Source organism: Vibrio sp. 1288 (genome assembly GCF_033344475.1).
Window position 1 is genome coordinate 185,942 of the sequence record NZ_JAWPOX010000004.1, and the last position, 21,738, is coordinate 207,679.

The window sequence follows — 21,738 nt, forward strand, 5'->3', positions numbered from 1 at the left end:
TGGGAGTCGAATGTGAACTAATCAAGGCAACTTGATGACTATGGCAAGATCAACGTAAGAAAGTGTGTTGGAAGGCGCAAAGTTACACGATTGGAGGACTTGGATAGAAAAGTATTGGTCTGATTAATCAAATACTACTTCATCAGACCAATATTACTTGTCTCTTAATCTCTTACAAAAGCTGGTTTTGTTATTTTCACCAGAAAAGGCTGAAGCAAGAGATTAAACAACATGCCAGCAATAAACAGGGTGATCACAATACTCGCACCACTCGGTAAGTCATAGCGAGCCGATGCGGCAATACCCGATAAGATCCCAACAATACCAATGCTGATACTAGCGACAAAGAATCGAGTTCCCTTCAATGCTGCCGCACATAACGCTGGAATAACCAACAAAGCAAATTCTAAATAAATGCCGGTTAACTTGACCGTAATGGGCATCAGGATTGCAAAGATCAGATAAAAACCACTACCGCGCATAAACGCAGGTTTTAACCAAACCAATAGCAACATCGCAGCGGTAATGAGTGCCAAAGGCCAAACGTCTGCCCAAGTCGCCCATAACAATTGCCCATTAAGAATGCCTTGAATAAAGTCTCCGCCGTGTGGGTCTTTACTCACCAGCAGGATCGCCAGCGATGCAGACACGACAAACAAGCTGCCAATCATGGGCTCTAAATGTTGCTGGTATCGTTTCTCCATTAAGGCAATCAAACCGCAAAGCATCAAAGACATCACCCAAGGGCCAATCATTTCGCCAAAGAATGAGCCTGAGAACAGCGCGTATTGGCTCAACCAGTAGTGGCTTAGTGCTGCCCCCAATGCCGCGACTTGCGCCACCGCCAAATCTATAAAGATGATCTGACGATTAAGAACTTGTTGCCCCAGAACGATGTTGCCAACCAACGCAATTAAACCACACAAAACCGCAGGTAAAAGCCATGCATAATCCGCCATGACTTAGATCTTCACAGGAGCGGGTGGCACTAACACATCCAGTAAATCATCAATGACCTGATCGTACATCTCATCTAAGCTTTCACCCTCAGAAACGGTCAATGGCAGTTGAATCACAGGTTTGTCAGTATGATCTTGCAACCAGTTCGCTGGACGCTGATCCTGATGAGAGGAGTAAACAATCGCATCAAAACTGTCGGCATTTAACTTGGTGAGTGATTGCAGGTGAGATGTGGTCGGTGAAATGCCCGGTTTAGGTTCGAGATCGGCAATCTGCTTCATTCCGAGCCAATCGTACAAATAACGATACGTCGCGTGATAACCGACAACTTGCTTACCCTTTAAAGCAGCCCCTTTCTCATTCCATTCTTTAAGCTTTTTACGCCAATGAGCACGAAACTTCATACCATTCACTTGGTAACTTTGTGCGTTGTCGGGATCAATCGCTTTTAGGCGCTCCGTGACTTTACGAGATAATGAAATCATGTCATTTGCCGCAAATTGAACATGTGGGTTACCGTGAGCGTGTATATCTCCCATGCTACGGTCAACGTGAGCATGAGTATCTAACATGCGCACGAAGTCCGTCGCGTAGATCATGCTCGGCGCACCATTTTGCACCGCCGCATTGCTGCTACGAACTTGCAGCATAGGTAACCACCCCACTTCTAGTTCTGCACCCGAGCACATTGCCATGTCCGCTTGGCGCATCTTCGCAATCAAAGAAGGACGAGCTTGTACGTAATGTGGGTCTTGCTTAGCCGTTGTCGCTGAATAAATACTGGCATCTGGCGCGTGGCTTTCAAGAAAGGCTTTCCATTCTGGCTCACAAACGAAAATGTTTAGAGCCAAAGCAGGCGAAGAGATGATGGCAGCTCCTGCTGCCATCATCACCAAGCTGCATTTATTCAATGTCAGCTTAGAACGCATGAGCACCGTGCGCTCCAAATGTCATCACATATTGCAGAGTGAACACGTTGTCTGTCTCGCTGTCTTGGTTATCAATGCGAGTGTATTGCGCACGGATAGTACCGAAATGAGAAGAATCCCATGCGATCATCGCATCCATCTCTTTATCATTCAGTGCTGTGAAATGCATATGATCGCCGTGTGCGTGGCCATCATAGCTTTCTGCTTCGCCGTAGCGTAGGCCTGCAGACCAACTTGGGTTGAAGCGGTAAACGCCCGAAACATAGTATGCGCTTAGGTTGTCTGGTGACTCTGCATCGTTCTTGTATTTGCTGTCTACTACTCCGTCTAACAACATGTATTCCGCAGATAGCGTGAAGTTGCTGTACTTGTAGTTACCATCTGGTGCCCACTTCCACACAAAATCTGCGCCGTATAGGTTCGCACCCGTTACAGCCGCAGCGTGGCTGTGGTCATGTTCTTCTTCGTGACCATGACCATGGTCATGATCTTCGAATTCTTTAACTTTGCCATTTTCGTTACGCAGGTAACTTAAACCAAACTGCCAGCTTGAAGACTCTGAGAAATCGCTGCCAAGCTTAAGTGTTGTCGTGTAAACACCAACTTCAGAACCATCTTCAACAGAAGACATCTTGCTGCCGCTTAACGCTTCTACACCCAACTTCACATATAGGTCTGTTGGAAGAACGATGTTTGCGCGCACACCGTCATCGTAGTAATGCGAGCCAAGGAAAGTACGGTAAGCAATTGGACGCTCAACAAAGCTGTCTGTGTGCATGTGTTGGTTGTTCAGGTAACCAAAGTCAGATAGGAATCGGCCAGCGCGCACGTTTACACCATATGGCAATGCCAAAGTTTCGATGAATGCCTCTTCAAGCTCTAATTCTGTATCATCACCATGACTTTCAAGAACCGCGGTCAATGCGCCGTAAAACTTGTCGTCGATATTTGATGAGAAGTTTAATTCCGTATGGCCTAGACCAAAGCCTTCTTCGCGCTCAGAATTATGACGCTGGCCATCTTGGTAGTAGCCATCAACAACAACACCAATCTGTGGGTTCGATAGTGTGTCGGCAAAAACAGGGGATGCAAAAATGCTACCGATCACGAGAGACACCAATTTCTTATTCACTACTTTTTCCTTTTTGTTATGTTATAACATTTAATTTTGCGATGTTATAATATAACGATTCTCATTACACAAGCAGAAATTTAAATTAGGCTCCGATTTCATGTTCGTACTCAATCCATGAATTGGGCTATCAACAAATGAATCAATTGATGTTTTTTATACGTATACTAATGAGAATTAGTAATTAAATAAGTAACGGAATTTCAATATGTTGAATATGGATTTTTCAAAAAGAATCGTGATAGATACTGCTCAACAGGAGTGGATCGCCAGCCCTTCCAAAGGTGTGTGGCGCAAACCTTTGGAACGAGAAGCCAAAGAATCAGGGCATACCACCAGCGTCGTTAAATACGAGCCAAATTCGCAGTTTTCGACTCATCCTCACCCTCAAGGAGAAGAAATATTGGTGCTCGAGGGAGTATTCTCTGACGAATACGGTGACTACCCTGCCGGCACTTACCTTCGTAACCCTCCAGGAAGTCAACACGCACCATTTAGCAAAGAAGGCTGTGTGATTTTAGTTAAACTAAATCAGTTCGAATCTGAGGATCTTGAAACAGTTCGCATTAATACAAACCAAGCGAGCTGGCAGAGTGGTGTCGGTGGGTTGCAAGTCATGCCTCTACATAATTTTGAGCACGAACATGTCGCGTTGGTTAAGTGGCCAAAAGGTGAGAAATTTCAACCACACCGTCACTTTGGTGGTGAAGAGATTTTCGTATTGTCAGGAGAGTTTAGAGACGAGCTAGGTACCTATCCCGCTCTCTCTTGGATCCGAAGCCCACATATGAGCGAGCATTTTCCTTTTGTAGAGCAAGAAACGATCATTTGGGTAAAAACTGGTCACCTGCCGCTCCAAGCTCCTGCTCAGCACTCCTAATGTTTGCACACTTGGCATCGTCCATTGGAACTAAAATCGGCCCGCTATTTACGAGCCGATGATCATTTCGTCACTAAGAACCCATTATTCGCGAGTGGAGCCAGTCTTTGAGCTCAGCCCGGTTATGTTTTAACACGTTCATTTCGTGATCATCAATCGGGCTTCCTTGAAGTTCTAGTACGCGGATTTCCTTATCTAAAGCATTGTAGTTTTTAACGGTTTCAGCAAATGATGCATCGTTTTCGGTAAGCTGGGTAATGGTATCCAAATGTTCTGGGAATTCATGAGTTAATGAGTGATTTTCACCTAACATAGAGACCTCTTGGCTATTATTTGAGTACAAAATAGTGCCTAATTTTTGAGCACCACATGTATAACCGTAGCATCTAATGAGACGTTAATTCGTCGCACCGTCCACAAAAAGAACAACAAAGTTATTTTCAATTTTTCCTAGAAAGTGTTTTCTTTTTAGTCTCAATAGTCGAATGCAAAAGATGCCACTATGATCGTTCTATAATAACCCTCAACAATGAGAGCGATCATGCGAAAGACAATTCTAGTTACTGGATCTACTGACGGTATTGGTTTAGAAACCGCGAAAATGTTAATTAAGTGTGAACAACACGTAATAATCCATGGCCGGAATATAGAGAAAGTTCAACAAGTTGAGCAAAGTTTGAGGGAGATGAAAAGTGGTAAAGTTGAAAGCCTTGTTGCTGATTTATCCTCTCCCAATGCGGTAAAACAGATAGTGATGGAGATAACAGAACGGTTCAATCATTTAGACGTCATCATTAACAATGCTGGTGTGTACGCAACACCAAATCCAAGAACTAAAGAGGGTCTTGATGTACGCTTCGCAGTCAACACCATTGCTCCCTACTTACTCACTAGAGAGCTATTGCCGTTGCTCGGTGATACGGGTCGTGTGGTTAATTTGTCTTCAGCTGCACAAACAACAGTAAACACTAGCGCTTTACTCGGTAACAAACCATTGTCAGATGGCGAAGCATATGCCCAAAGCAAATTGGCATTAACGATGTGGTCACGAGCAATCGGACTAAAGCTTAAGAACACTGGCCCTATGTTGGTATCAGTAAACCCAAAATCATTCCTAGGTAGTAAGATGGTTAAAGATGCTTATGGGGTTGCTGGTGGTGATATCCGCTTAGGGGCAGATATTCTAACTCGCGCTGCGCTATCAGAAGAGTTTGCCCAAGCGCATGGTATGTACTTCGATAATGACATTGAAGCATTTGCGCCCCCACACCCTGATGCATTAGATCAAAGCAAAACACAGCAGATAATTGATAGTATTGAATTAATCCTAAGCAAACCCTATTAATAACAATTAAGAATTATCTTGAGGTTCGTTTTTATTCGGACCTTAAAAACAATGTATTCGATAAGTGAAACTTGTTATCACTTTTCCGCAAACTCCCAATAAGGCGGCGTGCCATAGTATTCAGCAAAGTAATCAATAAAGGCACGCACCTTAGGCGCAATTAAACGAGAGCTTGGGTACACAGCCCAAATCCCAGCATCCATCGCTAAAGGGTGATCTTCGAGTACTTCCACTAGCTGACCACTTTGTAATTCTTGATAAACACTCCAAACTGAGTTGATAGAAATACCTAACCCGTTTACCGTCGCGTCTCTCATCGCATCACCATTATCAGTTTTAAAACGACCAGAAGTTCTTACATTGAGCATTCCATCTTTTGTATTGAATGACCAATTATTCATTCCAACTAAGTTAATACATTCATGATTCGCCAAGTCTTGGGGCTTGTTAGGTCTCCCAAATTGTTCAATATAATCTGGTGATGCAACGATAATACGACGATCTGGCGCAAGCTTTCTTGCAACCAATGAAGAATCTTTCAACTCAGCGACACGAATGGCGACATCAAAACCTCCCTCAACCAGATCAATAATGGAATCAGAAAATCGGCAGTCCACGGTTAACCCTGGGTAACGCGCCATAAAACCTTTTAATGCGGGCACAATATGCAAGCGACCAAAAGTTGCAGAGGCGGTTATACGTAATACTCCCGTTGGCGCACTCTGCCCTGAGCCAACAGCTCCCCTTGCTGCCTCCACTGTTGCAAGGACCTCCTCCGCGTGAGGTAAAAAAGCCTGCCCCTCTTCAGTTAAGGAAACTTTGCGTGTGGTGCGATGAACTAAACGAACTCCTAAGCTGTCCTCAAGTTTATTGATGTGTGCGCTAGCGACAGCAGGAGAAAGTCCAAGCTCCTGACCAGCCATGCTGATGTTGTGTGTCGAAGCCAAACGGACAAATAGCTTTACATGATCGATGTTCATTTAATTTTCAATTATTTGTAAAAAATCACCATATAGAGCTTAGCATTTTCTTCCTTACGGATAGTAAATAAATACTCCAGTTAGAAAAAACTGATGGGCAGATAGAAGTCCAGCTCAAACACCTCATCATGGCTAAGGAAATGGTTTTTATGATAGTGAACATAAGCGGGAGTAGAACGCTGCTTAAAGCCTGAATTCGGCAACCACTTCTCTAACACCATACTCAATTGAGGAAGAAGCTCTCCATATACCCCTGTTAAGCGAAAAACAGCATGCAAACCACCCGGAATCGTCATTTGATTTACGACACCGCGTACTTTAAGCGGCTTATCAATCGCCATACAAGCCACATAGCGACACTTATCGAGCTCGACCCAAGCGGGGTTGGAGTGATGCAAACCGTATTGAACCGAAAAGTCCCGATTCTCAGAGCTTGCCCACGCCTTCAAAATCAGCCACGCATTGCGAATGGAACGGCTATAACCCTCATGCCGCACATAAGCCGCGAAGCGTTGTGGAACCTCCATAATTTTAGGTTCTGGCAACTCGCGTTTCGCAACCCGATGGTAACCCGCAGCCACTTCCGGATCTTTTAGATACGGCTTTTCTGCGACTTGTAAATCATGCTTTCGCCACGCGCCAGGAGACATAGCGAACGTTGCTTTAAACGCTCGGCTAAAAGAAGATACCGAGCTAAAGCCGCACTTGTTAGCAATGTCTAACACCGACGAGCTGGTATCAAACATCAGTTGATTGGCGGCGTATTCCATTCTTGTGCGACGGATATATTGATGGACAGACTCCCCTACCACATCTTTAAAAATACGATGGAAGTGCTGTTCAGAATAGGCTGCTACATCTGCTAGCTCTTTAGCCGATAAATCTCTGCTAATGTCCTGGTGAATGTAAAACAGCACGTCATTGATTCTGGAAACTTGTTGGTGGCTCACGGAGTAAACTTTCGCTTAAATAGCATAAATGGACATGTTTAACAGCATAAATGGACACACCAAGCTTGACAATTTACCTATACTATTTCTGACATAAAAAAGACAATTACGAGAAGCACAGCACATGGAAATCGCACAGTCATTACAACAAACTAAGTCATCCTACATCCGAGAGATCCTCGCAGCAGCGAGCGATAAGAACGTCATTTCTCTTGCAGGTGGCTTGCCGGACGAAAAAACCTTCCCGATCGACTTAATGAAACCGACGCTCGAAAACCTCGCTAATATGCCAGAGGTGTTTCAATACGGCGCAACAGCAGGCTACGCCCCGCTACTTAACTTTTTGACCGATTATTACCAGCTGCCGGAATCTCATTTGGCTATGATCACAACGGGCTCTCAGCAAGGGCTAGATTTGATTGCGCGTGCGTACGTAAATCCGGGCGATAAAGTGGTGATGGAAGCACCGAGCTACCTTGGTGCTATGCAAGTATTCGGTCTAGTGCAAGCCAACATCGTGACCGTTTCACAAACCGAGTGTGGCCCAAACCTTGAAGAACTCGAACAATGCTTTGCCACGCAGCAACCAAAAATGTTCTACGCCGTACCCGATTTTCACAACCCAACGGGCGTATGCTGGGCGCTAGAGACTCGCCAAAAAGTTGCCGAGCTTTGTATACAATACGGCGTGGCATTCATTGAAGACGCACCATACCGCGAGCTGCGTTTTTCTGGTGAAGCACTGCCGCTAGTTTCGGACTTCTGCCCACAGCACTCCATCGTATTGCGCTCTTTCTCCAAAATAGCTTCACCAGGCTTGCGTATTGGTGTAGTTACGGGCAAAAACAGCTACCTTGAGCCACTCATCAAAATTAAACAAGGTGCCGATCTGCACTCTAGTATTCCTATGCAAGCTTTGCTGCATGGTCTACTGCAACATGACAACTTCGAAACGCACATTTCAACCATCTGTGCGCTTTACAAATCACGTTACGATGTCATGTTTGCTGAACTGCAAAAACAGCTGCCAGAAAGTTGCGTACTCAAACCCGTCGATGGTGGTATGTTCGTTTGGGTCGAGATTCCAGAATGCGACACCTTCGAACTGGCGAAAAACCTTCTCGCAAACTGGGTTGCTGTAGTGCCGAGCCCGGTCTTTTATCCAGAAGGTTCAAAGGTAAAAGCCGCTCTGCGTCTTAACTTTACCAATGCTACACCAGAAGAACTGACGACAGCTGTCTCTCGACTCGCGGATGTCCTCAACACGTTGTAATTGAACGCGAGTGTAAGAACCTGCCTTTGAGATTCAAAAAAAGTCTCAAAGGCAGCATCAAAAAAGTTCCCCAAAAAAATTTATATTTTTCCTTCAAATCAACTCTCTACAGTAAGTGCCTGTTTTCTCTTGAACCTCTCACTCATATAAAAATGAGAACTCAATCACGTATTTGATGGTTAGAAAAGTTACGTCTATCTTTCAGTCAAAGACATCAACTTCGCAGCGTTAATGCTCTCAATTTCAGACACTTTATCAATCGTGGCTTAGCGGTTGATAAACGACTAAAAAAGCATCTGTGGGCATACCCACTACGAAGGGTTGACCAGAACCATTCTGAATGTCGCGAGCCAATCTTTTGATTGGCAATTACGTCAGTGAATCGCACCAAATGACAGAGGGGTTATCAGGATGAATACTCGAACCACGACAGGACTCGTCACCATCGGCTGGTCCGTTACACTTTCACTTTTTACCGCATTCGCCGTGTATGCCAATACGTCGCCAAACTGTAGTGACGTATTAGCGGGCAACACAACCGCCGCATCGCAAAAAATGATGGTTTTATTGGGCGAAGACATCACCAAATCTAACCGTATAACTACGGTGATTCCTGCCGAAAACAATCCATTTGTGACCGAAGAACTGGTTTCGGTTTCTAACGACGTATCGCCAAACGGTCGTCTTTCACAAAAGAGTTTGGAAGAGATTCGGAAAGTCCGCTCAAATCTAGAGAAAGCAGCACAGGAAGTAAGCCGATTACAAGGCACTTTTGAAGTGGCTTTCATCAGTTTGATTGATGGTTACTGCCAATTTTCTAATCATAAACGTACTCAACATGCCAAAATCGACTTTGACCATTTGGAAGGCCTCACTTTGTATTCAATCCCCGCTTTAATAGCAATGGTCGATCAGTCGTACTACATGGCAAAGAATCGAATCGCTAATGAGCAGAAACAGTTAAGCGACATTGAAAAAGAGAAACAGAGGCAGAAACAGCAAGCAACTGCGGCAGCAGCCGCTCGTTACCAAGACAGTAACGTACTTGTAAGAGTCGAGAACTTTGATGGCGCTAATGTGACATTTTCCGTTACTAACATTGGTTCACAAGGATCATTGCAACCAAATTTCAACTCGTTTAATGCATATCGCACAGAAAGTGGAGAATTAATCTACAAGTCAGAATCTTTACTACACCTGGCGGATACTGCCGGTAACACACTTGAAACAATGGGTATCGCTGAGCTCTCATCACAAGGTGGAAGTGACATATCGATCTCTCCTGGAGAAACCCGAAAATTCGTTACTAGCATTGCTTCAGAAGTCGCGCCACATACGCAGTTGAGCTTAGAGTTTCCAGCCAAAGTGCTTAATACCGAGCGAGACTTTACATTGTCGTTTTCTGATACATCAGCGGTGGCGACAGCAAACGTCAATTAACGCAAAGTCTCCAGTATTTGTAGAGCGCATCAAAGACAGGCGAGCAGCGCCTGTCTTTCAATTATGATCAAGCCAATAACTACTGTTTGCACTTGTAAGCATTTGCAAACATCGTCACTGACGTAGAAAAGCTTAACGGTTGGTATAAATACAAGGTATCTGCGCCTAAATCTGCCGCCTTGATGCGCATTTGGTTTAGTGTACCCCAAACCATGTCTTTATCTGCGTGAAGCCAGTAGTCGTAAAAGTGCCCTTCTGAGCCGATCACGGTACCCATCAGTTCACAGTTTTCAATCGCATTCACATTATCCCAAAGAACCTGTACTTGCTCAGATTCTTGAGTTGGGAACGTCACACACCCCGTTAATGATACCGCTAACGCGAGACACATCACTCGCTTTTTCATATTCATATCGCCAAAAAATTTTATAGATGGCGGATTTTATGAGTTGCTTATGCGATGACCAACAAAATATTTCTATCGCGCGTTCAAGTAGAACTAATGGACAACGGAAAAACCAAAAAGTGGCAACGCATCTAACGAGTAAAAACCTCGCAATCACAGACCTAGCAATAAAACCGTATCTGAGATAAAACAGTAACGATTAAATACACACAAGGGATAGAGTTTTGGTTGCTAAGAATAAGCTAATTCGCTTCACAGCTACGGAAGTCACTGATGCATTTGAGAAAGAAGATGAGCTCATTAAACAAGTTCAATCCAACCAACTCTCGCAAGTGCTATTACTTTGGCAAGTAAAAAGCCCGACGCTAGTGCTTCCCGCGGGCAAGAAATGGCCAGTGTCTAATGAATTGGAACATGCGTTAAATACGTCTGGCTGGAAGCTCTTTTCTCGTAAAACCGGTGGTGCACCAGTCCCTCAGGTACCGGGTATTATTAATCTATCCCATATCGATCACTGGCCAGAAGGTGAGCCTTACAACATCAAAAATGCGTATCTCGATTTATGTGCGATATTAACGGTTTTCTTTAAACAGCTCGGCGTGAAAGTGGATGTTCATGCTACGCCTTATTCCTACTGCGATGGCGAGTACAACCTCAACATTGGCGGGCAAAAAGTCGTGGGAACCGCGCAGCGTGTTTTACTTAAAAAAGGCGGCGGACAAGTGGTATTGTCACAAGCATGCATTCTGATTGATGCCGACGTCGAGAAGATTGTCGAACCAGTACGAATGTGTAATCAGCTCTGCGGTCACAGCGATGATATTCGTGGTGATGTCCACACACCGCTCTTCCATCATATATCCGACCGCCCATCGGTAGATTCGCTCTTTCAGCAATTGACGAGTGCGTTTTTAACGCATGCAAAAGCGGAGTAATGAAAGGAGCAATCCTCCCCTACACTCCGAACATCATTCGATAAACTAAAACTGCATACCGTGATAGCGATGTAAGAATGGGCATCGCCAACGTAAAACCATTCAATCGGTCGACCAAACCAGTTATCAGTTTTGCCTGCCCAAAAGAAATGAGATCCAGTTCAAATATTTATCCATGACGGAATTAGTTGAAGCCTGCGCGTAAAAGCCTCAGAATGTCGCACTTTTCGCACCGATTTGTTTTCGGCGCGTTGTTATCTAACTCTACAATTGAGAATCATACATATGGGTTTTACCTCGTTAGGTCTATCTGCTCCAATCCTTAAAGCTATTCAAGAGAAAGGCTACGACACCCCTTCACCAATTCAGGCAAAAGCAATTCCTGCTATTTTGGAAGGGAAAGACGTAATGGCAGCAGCGCAGACTGGTACAGGTAAAACCGCAGGCTTTACGCTACCGATTCTTGAGCGTTTATCGAACGGCCCTCGCGTTCGTGCTAACCAAGTTCGTGCACTTATCCTGACGCCAACGCGTGAACTTGCGGCTCAGGTGCAAGAAAACGTGTTTATGTACGGCCGTCACCTTCCACTAAGCAGTGCGGTGGTTTTTGGTGGTGTGAAGATCAACCCGCAAATGCAGCGTCTTCGCAAAGGTGCGGATGTGCTGGTAGCAACACCAGGCCGCCTGATGGATTTGTACAACCAAAATGCGGTCAAATTCGACCAACTAGAAGTTCTGGTACTGGATGAAGCAGACCGCATGCTGGATATGGGCTTTATCCGTGATATTCGCAAAATCCTAGCTCTGCTACCAAAACAACGTCAGAACCTACTGTTCTCTGCGACTTTCTCGGATGAAATCCGCGACCTTGCGAAAGGCTTGGTGAACAACCCGGTTGAGATTTCAGTGAACCCGGCAAACTCGACGGCGAGAACGGTTGAGCAAAGCATCTACCCAGCAGACGTGAAGAAGAAAGCACCGATGTTGGTTAAATTGATCAAAGACGGCGATTGGAAGCAAGTGCTGGTGTTTACGAAAACGAAACACGGCGCAAACCGTCTGGCGAAGTTCCTGATCGAACAAAATCTACCGGCTGCTGCCATCCACGGCAACAAGAGCCAAGGCGCACGTACCAAAGCACTGGCGGATTTCAAATCGGGTGAAATTCGTGTGTTGGTCGCGACGGACATTGCTGCGCGCGGTATCGATATTCCGCAATTACCGCAAGTGGTGAACTTTGAGCTACCGAAAGTGGCAGAAGACTACGTTCACCGTATTGGTCGTACTGGCCGCGCGGGCGAAGTAGGTAAAGCGATTTCACTGGTGTGTGCGCTAGAAGCATCTGAGTTGTTTGCGATTGAACGTTTGATTCAAGAAGTACTACCACGTAAAGAGTTGGAAGGTTTTGCGCCAACCAATGTGGTGCCAGAATCTAAACTGGATACGCGCCCAATCAAACCGAAAAAACCTAAGAAGCCAAAAAAACCAAAAACGCCAAATGCTGCAAGTGAAAACGCTCCAGCAACCGAAAAGAAAACAGGCAATGGTGCAAACAAACCTAAGCGTCGCTTCAACGGTGGTAACAACGGCAACAAAAACAGCACCAACCAAGGCGGTGCGGGCAAGCCTAAAGGCAACCGTGAAGGCCAAGGTCGTGCAAACAGTAAACCAGATGACCGCAAACCTAACGGCAACAAGCCAAATGGCAATAAACCGAGTGGAAATAAACCAAACGGTAATAAGAGTGGCAACGCTGGTAAACCTTCTGGTAACCGCAAGCCAAACAATGCTAAACCTGCAGGAAACAAACCATCAGGTCAGCGTCGTAAGCCTCGTCCACAGGCCACAAACTAATCTGCAAACAGCCCGATAGAAAATACAACAAAGCCGCTGATAATCTCAGCGGCTTTGTCTTTCTTAGAACACAGTTTTTAGAACACAGCTTTGTTAAAACAGCCTACATTAAAGGTGTGATTCGAATATCTGCGATTTGCGCTTCGTTCTTTTCACCCTCAATACCACCTGCGTAGATGTAGGTTTCATTCGATTTGAGGTAACTCATATTGAAGTGGTCCTTCAGCGCGACCTGATAGGTTTTTCCCTGCTCCAACGTCACCTCAATTGGCGTTGAGTAACGCATACCTTGGTTTTCACCAATATGGCCCATCTGCAAGTAACCTTGACCAACCACTTTACCTGCATCATCCAATACCTCTAACAGTTTCACGGTATTCGTGATGCCAGTATTAAGTTGCCCTAGGTTATTGTTGTACCAAGCATCGAACTGGTAAGTGCCCGTTACAGGGGCTGTAAACGACTCTGAACCTTTTACAACGCCACTCTCTTTACTCACCGTAACCACTGAGATATTGTCTTTGAGTGGCTGATATTCGCCATCAAGTTTGATGCGGATCTCTTCACCGACACAAACTGGTTGGCTTGGGTTAGAACGGAAGCCTTTATCGTTAATGCTTTCAGCCAAATAACAAGCAAAACCTGTTGGCGTATCGGAATAAGATTGAGCAATCACGTTCTTTTGAATCAGCTCGCCATTGCGATACAAGTTCACGTTGTACTTACTCGTCACGTCAATCGAAACCGAATTATCAACGCTTTTTACCACCAATGTTGGCTCTTGCGGAGAATAAACGCGACTGTCTTTACTCACATACGGTTTCACATCAGAAACTAAAGTAATGCTGCTATCTACATTCACAAGCGCGCCTAATGTCACGTGGAAATGCCCCTCTTCGTCCATCGTGACATTCTCAACTGGGTAGTAACCTGTTTCATCTTTGCTTACTTCAGGCAAGTCAATCGCTACCGAGTAGTTCTTTCCTTTGAAAGCAAAGTTTTCCAACGTGATTTGTTCAGACTGAGCCAACAAGTTATTGCGCACCCAACTTGTGATAAACGGCTTCACTTCCAACTTGCCCGTTTCGGTATGGATGCCGAATAGGGTCTCTACCACCATGTTCAAGTAGCCACCCACAGACCAAAGCTGACGCTGAGAGTTAATAACTGGGCCATCCATGCTTGGATCTTCACCATGATCACTATGGATGATGAATGACTTACCAGAAAGCCACTCTAAGTTTTCCATGTTGGATAAATTAGTTGCCGTACCACGAACCAACGATTGAATGGCATTGTTCGCTGCTGCCACATTTTGTGTTTGATGCGCGGCGCGCAAGCTGTACGCGGTAACAAATGGCCAAATTGCGCGATTATGGTACACAGGCACGTCCGGTTGTTGAGGGAAGTAAACCGGCACGCCAAACTCACTGTGTGGGTAATTGGCCATGATTTGTTTCGCCTGCGCATCACTTGCCACGCCACTGATGATCGCCAACGCTTCGCCCAACATATCGTATTTGTCGACCGCGATGTCTTTGCCATTGTCAAACAAATAGCTTACGTACATACCGCGTTCGGCATTCCAAAACTGCTCGTTGATAGCGGTTTTTAACTGCTCAGCCCACTCGGTGTATTTGACCGCGTTGGTTGAATCGTACTTCTCTGCCAACTTAGCCGCGAGCTGAATCGCGCGGTAGTGAACCACGTTTGTCGATAACGCTTTGCTGCTACCAATCGCATTGACATCGTTTGGCGTCCACGTTGAGTAAGTTTGCTCACGCCAATCGAGGAATGATTGCTCACCAGTGTATAAACCGGATTTCGCATCAAAAGCCGCCAGGCGATCGGCTTCAAGTGTATTACTGATAGCGTTATATGCGCGCTCGGCAAACTGGTTGTACTCTTCCCCATTCAATGCCGAAAGTAAGCGTTCTGCACCAAGCGCCCAAGTCGTGCGGTCGGTACTGATTGGCCAGCTGCCGCCAGTGCCCGTATCTTGCACAATCTGCTCGCCATCATATTGCTGATCGGTCGTGTCGCGAAAAGCGGACAATTTGAAATTCAAACCATTTTGCACGCGAGTTGGATTCATCAATGCAAGCGAAAGGTCTGCTGCGTACGCCAAATCACGCGTCCATACGTAATGCCACTTCGCGCCCGTTTCAAAAACTTCCGCTTTGATTGGGTTGTTGTAGTTGTAATTGCCGTCTTTGATTTCAGAAACAGCAAGCTGGCCTAGCTCTTTCATCGTCAATGCAAACAACGCGTCAAACGCGACATCACCCGACACCACTCGCGGCCCTGTTTGCTCATTAATCACTAAGCCTTGGTCGAGCGCATCACGCAATTCTGTCGTCGTTGAAATACCAAATTCACGCAGTTCAGCTTTAGGATCTTTCACCGAGAAAATCACGGTATCACTCGAGTCATCGTAATTGGCGAACAGTTTCACTTCTTTGCTCTGATGCCCTTCATGCACCATTGCAGGGTCGAGAATCGCATCAGAGTAGTATTTTTCCGCTTCTTCTTGCGTTGCTTTCGTCACAGTCATTGTCGCGCGACTTTCATCGGCAAAGCTCACAGAAAACTTGTAATACCCTTTGTCTTCAAACGTGATCTCAGAGTTGCAGTCATCGTTCATACACGCTTCATTCGTGTCTGGTTTTGGCAGGTACTCCTGAGCTTTATCGAACGCCGCGGGCTCCTCAAAGTAGGTGTATTGGATCTGCCAACCCGGATCAGCAATCTTGAACTGATTGCTACCTCGAGCGACGCGCAGTACGGTTTCGTACTCGTTATTACCCAAATAGTTTAGCTTGGCATGCTCTGCCGTGCCCCAATCCCCATTTAAACCACGTAAATATAAGTCGGCTGAAATAATTGGTTTGTCGACCGGCACAGGCGCATCAGAGGAATCTGACCCACATCCAGCAAGACCAATACAAGACGCGACAGCAAGCGCAATAAAACTCGGTTTCATGTTCATCCCTTAGATTGTTGTTTTGGCGACAGTCTAAAGAACACCTTTTTGAGGGGAAAATAGGAAGTCAGGAGCGAGCTATAGATAACATCTATACGTCAGACCCCAACAGTGATGTAGATCTATGAAATGCGCATAATTTCAATCAAATGAGATTACAGATTTGTGATTTATAAATGAAATTGTGCAAAATACCCCTCGTTCTTAGAGGGGAAAGAAAATGGACAAATCTCTGCAGCAATTTTTACTGGTTGCACGCTGCCAAAGCATCAGCGCTGCGGCAAGAATGGCAGGGTTAAGCCAGCCAACGGTAACAAGCAATTTAAAGAAGCTGGAAGAGAATCTCGGCGTGACGCTGTTTGAACGTCATCCTAATGGCATGGTGTTGACCGAATACGGACGCATCCTCTATCGCCATAGCAACGCGATGCAGCATGAATACAACCAAATGATGCAAAGCATTGATGAACGGAAACAGTACCAAGTCGGAAAAATTAAAATGGGCACTGGCGATGCGTGGTGGCCGCTATTCGTCAAACAAGCACTCAATGAACATCTGACCAAGCAGCCATCGGCATCTACGCACGTCGAATTTGGCAACCACTTAGGCTTGATGGATTCATTAATCAGCGAACAGATTGAATTCTTCATCGGCCACGAGATTGTCGGCTTGTCGTCTAAATGTGATGTTACGTTTATTCCGCTATTTCAAACGGTTGATGCCTATTTTGTTTCCCCAAACCACCCACTTCTAGGGAAAACCGTCACCGAAGATATGCTGCACGAATACCCCGCTCTTTCGGTCACTTATGACGCTAAGAAATTCGCTCACGTCATCGAGAACCCAATCCCGAAACAAAATGAACGCGAAAGGCAGCAACTGGATGACAGACCGACTTACGAAGTGGATTCTCTGCTCGCCAGTATTGATGTACTGAAAGAAAGCGTCGCGGTGATGTCTTATACCCGCCACCTCAAACCGTATTTGGAATCCTTTGGCTTACGATGCTTAACCATGGAAAACGAACCAAACCCTGGCACCGTCGGGATTTATCGCCACCGCCGCGAAACCTCTGAATCGCATCTAGATCTGATTGCTGGCATCACTCAGCGCGCTAATTTGCTCAACTAGAAAGTCCAAAAACAGGCGAACTCTTTTCGGTTGATATTGGCGGCTTTGATAAATGACATGTAGATCCGCTTCAGCGCCTTGCGAAAAGGCGCTGAAGTTTTTCATATACCCATCCAAAACCGTTACTAAACGTTGTTTTTTGAGGTCTTGCTGAATATCTAAAATCGATTTCAACGCAATCCCCGCACCGTCCAACGCCCATTGTCGGATCACTTCACCATCATCAGAAAATCGCTTCGGCGTGACCGTGATCGATTGGTGAGATTCTTCATCTTTAAAGTGCCACGTTTTTAATTCTTCATTGCTGCGGACCATGGCTAAGCAGCGATGATCCGCGAGATCTTGTGGACAGTTTGGGACACCTTGCTTCGACAAATAGTCAGGTGATGCGCACAGCACGCGTTGACTCGACGCCAGCCTGCGCGAAATGAGATTGCTGTCCGCTAACTCGCCATAACGAATCACCAAATCGAGCCCCGATTCAGCCAAGTTCGATAAATTGTCATTAAGATAAAGATAAGGCGTCACATCCGGATATTGCTCAGAAAAAGCCGACACCATCGGCGAAATAATTTGTTTGCCAATATCTCGTGGAGCTGAAATTTTCAACGTTCCGCGCACTTGCGAAATACCCGTTTGCAGCAAGTTTTCCGTCTCTTTCACGCTATCAATGATGTTCAGACAAGCTTGATGGTACATTGCCCCTGCGTCCGTGAGTGATACGTGGCGTGTGCTTCGGTTGAGCAGCTTTACGCCATAGCGTTCTTCTATCGCTTGCAGCCTTGCCGTTACCGTCGCCGGAGACAAACCTAACTCCCTTCCCGCCGCTGCCAGACCTTGATGTTTAACGATGCTGACAAACAACGTCATATCCGAAAACTTATCCATCTTCGCGCCCTTATTATTTGGAAAAACTGAATAATCAATTCAGATCTTACCCAATTATCAAATTAAGTCGAATCCATATACTGACCCTATCGACATTGTTTAGACCCAGAACGTTATGTGACAGGGAAAAGTTAAACGCCGTAACGCTGTTCAACGCACAACAACACGCCCTGCCCAGCCAAGAGATAGGAAACAAAAAAATGAAACTGTACATTTATGAACATTGCCCTTTCAGCGCCCGCGTCCGTTTTGTTGCAGGCATGCTGAATATTCAGCTTGACGTCATCAACATTGCGTATGACGACGAGAGCACCACCACAAACCTCATCGGCGCAAAACAAGTTCCTCTTTTGATCAAAGACGATGGTGAAGCCATGGCGGAAAGCTTAGACATCATCAACTACTTCCTTGAATTGGCATCTTCCAGCGAAAAAAGCCAACCCTCAACACCGGTTTTAGACTGGCAAAAACAAGCGTTTTATCGCTACAAAAAGTCGGGTATCCGCGTTGGTCAAACATGACGTTACCGGAATTTGCAACAGAAACCGCTAAACAAGCATGGCGTGCAAAAAAAGAAACCGAAGCGTTAAATTTTGAAGCTTTGATTAACGATACACCTGCGATTGCGAAAGAAGTCGCCGCCTTGATAGAACAAACTAGACCCTTGCTCAACCTAAGTTCAGAAAAGCAAACGTCACTGGTTGATCAAGCCATTATGTTTTCCATTCTACGCGGCTTTTTCAGTGCGCCCGAAGTGCAATGGGATCCAGCCGTACTTCACTGGATGGCAACCGTTCGTAAAGCGACCAACGTGCCAGTACTTATCTAAGGAGCGCATCATGAAACAAAGAACAAATAAGCTGTTTGAACCAGCTCAACTGAAAGCGTTGTCACTACAAAACCGCATTGTCATGGCACCAATGACTCGCGCACGCACCACTCAGCCGGGCAACATCCCGAATGAGATGATGGCAACGTATTATCAACAGCGCGCTTCTGCCGGGCTGATCATTTCCGAAGCCACACAAATTTCGGACGATTCTCAAGGCTATTCGTTCACACCTGGCGTTTACACCGATGCGCAAGTGGCGGGCTGGCAAGGTGTGACCCAAGCGGTCAAATTACAAGGCGCAGCGATGTTTTGTCAGCTATGGCATGTGGGCAGAGTGTCTCACCCAACATTCCAAAATGGTGAACAGCCTATCGCGCCATCTGCGCTCGCTCCGGTAGAGACGCAAGTTTGGATTGCAGATGAACAAGGCAACGGCAATATGGTCGATTGTGTTGAGCCACGCGCCATGACACAAGCGGATATCAACCGAGTTGTCGGTGATTTCGCGAACGCAGCCAAACGCGCTATTGAATCGGGTTTTGATGGTGTAGAAATCCACGGCGGGAATGGGTATCTGATAGACCAGTTCTTAAGAACCAATTCAAACCATCGAACAGACAACTACGGCGGTTCACGAGAAAATCGTATCCGTTTTCTTATCGAAGTAGTGGATGCAGTTATCGCCGCTGTTGGTGCGCATCGAGTTGGAGTGAGATTGGCACCATTCATTACGTTTAAAGATATGGACTGCCCAGATATCGTGCCAACGATCTTAGAGGCATCAAAACAGCTACAGGAGCGCGACATTGCCTACTTGCACTTGTCCGAGGCCGATTGGGCCGATGCACCAACGATTCCAGAGACGTTCCGAATCGAACTTAGAAAGCGCTTTCGCAACGCTATCATTGTCGCAGGTCGCTACAATCCTCAACGAGCAAACGAAGTGTTAGAGAAAGGCTACGCGGATCTTGTCGCATTCGGACGACCATTCGTAGCAAACCCAGACTTGGTCTCTCGATTGCAACATCACCATCCGTTGGCAGAACTCGATGGCTCAACGTTGTTTGGCGGAAACGAACGAGGCTACACCGATTACCCTGCTCTGCAACAGGAATGCGCAGAACAGGCCTAACAAAAAAGCCCCAACCTAGCTGCTACGGTTGGGGCTTTCACCAAACTAAAATTGGTTTTAGCTAGCTAAATCTGGCTAAGAGTTAAATCACTTCTAACGCGCCGCTGCGCCAAGGTTCGATAACCACTTTGATGTGGTCGTTGGGAGTCATTAACTGTCTAAACGCATCTTCCACACCATCGATCCCTACTTTGGCAGTGAGCATTTTCTGCCAAGGCAACTTATGTTCGGCAATCGCTTGTAGGCATTGCTCAAACTCGTGCGGTTGGTAGTAGTAAGAGAATCTCAAGTCGAGCTCTTTTACCGTCGCGTACGCGTAGTTAATGGTTGCTGGAGTCGTATGAATGCCTGATACAACGATTCGCGCTCGGGCAGGAGCGCGGCGCAGAAAATCGTCAATCAAGGTATGCTTGCCCACACACTCATAAATGACCAGACGTGAATTCATCGCGTACTGCTCACCAACGGCGATCTCGTCTTCCTTGGTCGGGTTTATCAATCGATTTGCGCCAAACTCGCTAGCAAGTTGCAGCTTCTCTTCCTGAAGATCGACTGCAAGAATATTGCTCACACCGCGTCGTTTCAATGCAGCAATCACCGCCAGCCCTATAGGGCCGCAACCGACAACCAGCGCTGTTTCTTCCGTCTCGATTTCACTGCGGTTGACCGCGTGCAAACCGACTGCCAGTGGTTCGGTCAATGCCGCCGCCTCAGACGGCATTCCGTCTGGGACAGGTAGCAATAACGCTTCATCAAGCAGGAAGTACTCAGAGTAAGCGCCATATGTACCCGGAGTAACACCAACGCCCGCGCCATTTTGACTGAGCAACATCGGCACTGAGGTGACTCGGCTACCAACAGCCAACGTCTGCTGAGTGTCAGATCCGTATTCGACAATTTCCGCGCAGAACTCATGCCCTAACATCACTTGAGCGTGCTCACCGGCTTCATCAGGCACCAACCCGAGCTGGTGGAATACATCAAATACCTCATCCGCGTGTCGAGTAATGTGAAGGTCGGAGCCACAAATGCCACAAGCGAGACTTCGAACCAACACTTGTCCCGCAGCGGGTTTAGGGATTTCGACTTGCTTCAGGCGGACACTACCATCCTGCATTACGATACTGTTCATCTGTTGCATGGGGTTACTCCGCTAGCTCATCGCTGAGACCAGCAATCGCACCCGGTTTGATGTAGCGCGCGGTGAAGCCTTGCGCTTTCGCTGTTGCAACAACAACTTGCTCAATCCAACCTGCATCCATGATGTTGATGAAGTTACCCTCGTCGTCAAAGTTAATGTTCGCGCCTTGGATCACCATAAATCCGTCGGCACCGCCTGAGCTTTCAGGGCAGTGGAAGGTATGAATTGAACCGCCCGGCTCATATAAGTAGCTGCCAGCGGTTTGGACTTGATCTGGGTACTCAATGTAGTGCCAAGCGCCACTCAGCGTATAGAAATGCACCACGCCAGTGTGGAAGTGCTTAGGCAGAGTGATACCCGGTTTGAATTTGGCACGAATCACCCAAGTACCGTTTTCTGGGTCAAGAAACAACGGGTAAACATCAACACCCGGTAACGCGTCTTTTATGATCGACTCTTCATTAGTATTAAGAGTTAACAGGAAATCTTGATGCTGAATGACTTCTGGTAATGACATAACTTACATCCTCGCTATTGCTGTAATGT

Annotated in this window: 19 protein-coding genes and 2 pseudogenes; 9 read left to right on the forward strand and 12 right to left on the reverse strand. The window is 46.2% G+C overall.

What is annotated here, in order from left to right:
* Positions 1-164: 164 nt before the first annotated feature.
* From R8O11_RS04950 to R8O11_RS04960, 3 genes are read right to left on the reverse strand one after another with little or no spacing between them, the layout of a single operon-like run.
* Positions 165-959, reverse strand: a complete 795-nt coding sequence (locus tag R8O11_RS04950) for a metal ABC transporter permease (protein ID WP_005373725.1) — start codon at positions 957-959, stop codon at positions 165-167.
* A gap of 3 nt (positions 960-962) precedes the next feature.
* Positions 963-1,889: a metal ABC transporter solute-binding protein, Zn/Mn family gene (locus tag R8O11_RS04955; protein ID WP_318193957.1), complete on the reverse strand. Its 927-nt coding sequence runs from the start codon at positions 1,887-1,889 to the stop codon at positions 963-965.
* Positions 1,879-3,021 carry a hypothetical protein gene (locus R8O11_RS04960; RefSeq protein WP_318193958.1) on the reverse strand — a complete coding sequence of 381 codons (1,143 nt, stop codon included), beginning with the start codon at positions 3,019-3,021 and terminating at the stop codon, positions 1,879-1,881. Before R8O11_RS04960 ends, R8O11_RS04955 begins: the two co-directional genes overlap by 11 nt.
* 208 nt (positions 3,022-3,229) lie before the next feature.
* Between R8O11_RS04960 and R8O11_RS04965 the strand changes: the two genes are divergently transcribed.
* Complete coding sequence (locus R8O11_RS04965; protein ID WP_054574565.1) at positions 3,230-3,901, forward strand: cupin domain-containing protein; 672 nt, start codon at positions 3,230-3,232, stop codon at positions 3,899-3,901.
* A 73-nt stretch (positions 3,902-3,974) separates the two neighbouring features.
* On the opposite strand, the gene R8O11_RS04970 is transcribed toward R8O11_RS04965, so the two are convergent.
* Complete coding sequence (locus R8O11_RS04970) at positions 3,975-4,214, reverse strand: YdcH family protein (RefSeq protein WP_005373737.1); 240 nt, start codon at positions 4,212-4,214, stop codon at positions 3,975-3,977.
* Positions 4,215-4,442: 228 nt separating this feature from the next.
* On the opposite strand from R8O11_RS04970, the gene R8O11_RS04975 reads away from it, so the two are divergent.
* Complete coding sequence (locus tag R8O11_RS04975; protein WP_262645153.1) at positions 4,443-5,246, forward strand: SDR family NAD(P)-dependent oxidoreductase; 804 nt, start codon at positions 4,443-4,445, stop codon at positions 5,244-5,246.
* Positions 5,247-5,323: 77 nt separating this feature from the next.
* On the opposite strand, the gene R8O11_RS04980 is transcribed toward R8O11_RS04975, so the two are convergent.
* Entirely contained in the window at positions 5,324-6,226 is a 903-nt protein-coding gene (locus tag R8O11_RS04980; RefSeq protein WP_053307210.1) for a LysR family transcriptional regulator, read from the reverse strand.
* Positions 6,227-6,306: 80 nt separating this feature from the next.
* Complete coding sequence (locus R8O11_RS04985) at positions 6,307-7,176, reverse strand: AraC family transcriptional regulator (protein ID WP_203345322.1); 870 nt, start codon at positions 7,174-7,176, stop codon at positions 6,307-6,309.
* Between the two features lie 124 nt (positions 7,177-7,300).
* Here R8O11_RS04985 and R8O11_RS04990 point away from each other — a divergent pair, with 124 nt between their 5' ends.
* Together R8O11_RS04990 and R8O11_RS04995 are read left to right on the forward strand one after the other, a co-directional pair.
* The gene (locus R8O11_RS04990; RefSeq protein ID WP_238970526.1) at positions 7,301-8,449 is read left to right on the forward strand and encodes a PLP-dependent aminotransferase family protein; all 1,149 of its coding nucleotides are present in this window, start codon (positions 7,301-7,303) and stop codon (positions 8,447-8,449) included.
* Positions 8,450-8,860: 411 nt separating this feature from the next.
* Positions 8,861-9,889, forward strand: coding sequence for a hypothetical protein (locus R8O11_RS04995; RefSeq protein ID WP_054574562.1), 1,029 nt, complete (start codon positions 8,861-8,863; stop codon positions 9,887-9,889).
* 79 nt (positions 9,890-9,968) lie between these two features.
* On the opposite strand, the gene R8O11_RS05000 is transcribed toward R8O11_RS04995, so the two are convergent.
* Positions 9,969-10,295 (reverse strand): DUF4156 domain-containing protein, encoded by a 327-nt coding sequence (locus tag R8O11_RS05000; protein WP_017447924.1) that lies wholly within the window; start codon positions 10,293-10,295, stop codon positions 9,969-9,971.
* A gap of 224 nt (positions 10,296-10,519) precedes the next feature.
* On the opposite strand from R8O11_RS05000, the gene R8O11_RS05005 reads away from it, so the two are divergent.
* A complete protein-coding gene (locus R8O11_RS05005) occupies positions 10,520-11,230 on the forward strand; it encodes a lipoyl protein ligase domain-containing protein (RefSeq protein WP_318193959.1) in 711 nt (236 codons plus the stop codon).
* A 59-nt stretch (positions 11,231-11,289) separates the two neighbouring features.
* Here the strand turns inward: R8O11_RS05005 and R8O11_RS05010 are convergent.
* Positions 11,290-11,367, reverse strand: a pseudogene (locus R8O11_RS05010) (VOC family protein); the annotation flags it as partial.
* 148 nt (positions 11,368-11,515) lie between these two features.
* On the opposite strand from R8O11_RS05010, the gene R8O11_RS05015 reads away from it, so the two are divergent.
* Positions 11,516-13,084, forward strand: a complete 1,569-nt coding sequence (locus R8O11_RS05015) for a DEAD/DEAH box helicase (RefSeq protein ID WP_064369387.1) — start codon at positions 11,516-11,518, stop codon at positions 13,082-13,084.
* A 103-nt stretch (positions 13,085-13,187) separates the two neighbouring features.
* On the opposite strand, the gene R8O11_RS05020 is transcribed toward R8O11_RS05015, so the two are convergent.
* The gene (locus R8O11_RS05020; protein ID WP_318193960.1) at positions 13,188-16,067 is read right to left on the reverse strand and encodes an MGH1-like glycoside hydrolase domain-containing protein; all 2,880 of its coding nucleotides are present in this window, start codon (positions 16,065-16,067) and stop codon (positions 13,188-13,190) included.
* 220 nt (positions 16,068-16,287) lie between these two features.
* Here R8O11_RS05020 and R8O11_RS05025 point away from each other — a divergent pair, with 220 nt between their 5' ends.
* A complete protein-coding gene (locus tag R8O11_RS05025) occupies positions 16,288-17,199 on the forward strand; it encodes a LysR family transcriptional regulator (protein ID WP_318056221.1) in 912 nt (303 codons plus the stop codon).
* Here R8O11_RS05025 and R8O11_RS05030 read toward each other — a convergent pair.
* Positions 17,152-18,087, reverse strand: a complete 936-nt coding sequence (locus tag R8O11_RS05030) for a LysR family transcriptional regulator (protein WP_318056220.1) — start codon at positions 18,085-18,087, stop codon at positions 17,152-17,154. The genes R8O11_RS05025 and R8O11_RS05030 overlap by 48 nt on opposite strands.
* A 200-nt stretch (positions 18,088-18,287) precedes the next feature.
* Between R8O11_RS05030 and grxB the strand changes: the two are divergent.
* Together grxB and R8O11_RS05040 are read left to right on the forward strand one after the other, a co-directional pair.
* Positions 18,288-18,916, forward strand: a pseudogene (gene grxB, locus R8O11_RS05035) (glutaredoxin 2).
* A 10-nt stretch (positions 18,917-18,926) separates the two neighbouring features.
* A complete protein-coding gene (locus R8O11_RS05040; RefSeq protein ID WP_005387029.1) occupies positions 18,927-20,051 on the forward strand; it encodes an alkene reductase in 1,125 nt (374 codons plus the stop codon).
* A gap of 82 nt (positions 20,052-20,133) precedes the next feature.
* Here the strand turns inward: R8O11_RS05040 and R8O11_RS05045 are convergent, their stop codons facing one another.
* Both R8O11_RS05045 and R8O11_RS05050 read right to left on the reverse strand, forming a co-directional pair.
* Positions 20,134-21,192: a zinc-binding dehydrogenase gene (locus tag R8O11_RS05045; protein ID WP_318193961.1), complete on the reverse strand. Its 1,059-nt coding sequence runs from the start codon at positions 21,190-21,192 to the stop codon at positions 20,134-20,136.
* A 4-nt stretch (positions 21,193-21,196) separates the two neighbouring features.
* Positions 21,197-21,709 (reverse strand): 2,4'-dihydroxyacetophenone dioxygenase family protein, encoded by a 513-nt coding sequence (locus tag R8O11_RS05050; RefSeq protein WP_083148005.1) that lies wholly within the window; start codon positions 21,707-21,709, stop codon positions 21,197-21,199.
* Between the last annotated feature and the right edge of the window lie 29 nt (positions 21,710-21,738).

Excerpts from the sequence above, each read along its gene's own strand:
- R8O11_RS04995 (WP_054574562.1), top strand. The coding sequence starts at position 8,861 with ATGAATACTCGAACCACGACAGGACTCGTCACCATCGGCTGGTCCGTT.
- R8O11_RS05030 (WP_318056220.1), bottom strand. The coding sequence starts at position 18,087 with ATGGATAAGTTTTCGGATATGACGTTGTTTGTCAGCATCGTTAAACAT.
- R8O11_RS05015 (WP_064369387.1), top strand. The coding sequence starts at position 11,516 with ATGGGTTTTACCTCGTTAGGTCTATCTGCTCCAATCCTTAAAGCTATT.
- R8O11_RS04980 (WP_053307210.1), bottom strand. The coding sequence starts at position 6,226 with ATGAACATCGATCATGTAAAGCTATTTGTCCGTTTGGCTTCGACACAC.
- R8O11_RS05020 (WP_318193960.1), bottom strand. The coding sequence starts at position 16,067 with ATGAAACCGAGTTTTATTGCGCTTGCTGTCGCGTCTTGTATTGGTCTT.
- R8O11_RS04965 (WP_054574565.1), top strand. The coding sequence starts at position 3,230 with ATGTTGAATATGGATTTTTCAAAAAGAATCGTGATAGATACTGCTCAA.
- R8O11_RS05000 (WP_017447924.1), bottom strand. The coding sequence starts at position 10,295 with ATGAAAAAGCGAGTGATGTGTCTCGCGTTAGCGGTATCATTAACGGGG.
- R8O11_RS05050 (WP_083148005.1), bottom strand. The coding sequence starts at position 21,709 with ATGTCATTACCAGAAGTCATTCAGCATCAAGATTTCCTGTTAACTCTT.
- R8O11_RS05040 (WP_005387029.1), top strand. The coding sequence starts at position 18,927 with ATGAAACAAAGAACAAATAAGCTGTTTGAACCAGCTCAACTGAAAGCG.
- R8O11_RS04970 (WP_005373737.1), bottom strand. The coding sequence starts at position 4,214 with ATGTTAGGTGAAAATCACTCATTAACTCATGAATTCCCAGAACATTTG.
- R8O11_RS04975 (WP_262645153.1), top strand. The coding sequence starts at position 4,443 with ATGCGAAAGACAATTCTAGTTACTGGATCTACTGACGGTATTGGTTTA.
- R8O11_RS05045 (WP_318193961.1), bottom strand. The coding sequence starts at position 21,192 with ATGCAACAGATGAACAGTATCGTAATGCAGGATGGTAGTGTCCGCCTG.
- R8O11_RS04990 (WP_238970526.1), top strand. The coding sequence starts at position 7,301 with ATGGAAATCGCACAGTCATTACAACAAACTAAGTCATCCTACATCCGA.
- R8O11_RS04955 (WP_318193957.1), bottom strand. The coding sequence starts at position 1,889 with ATGCGTTCTAAGCTGACATTGAATAAATGCAGCTTGGTGATGATGGCA.
- R8O11_RS04950 (WP_005373725.1), bottom strand. The coding sequence starts at position 959 with ATGGCGGATTATGCATGGCTTTTACCTGCGGTTTTGTGTGGTTTAATT.
- R8O11_RS05025 (WP_318056221.1), top strand. The coding sequence starts at position 16,288 with ATGGACAAATCTCTGCAGCAATTTTTACTGGTTGCACGCTGCCAAAGC.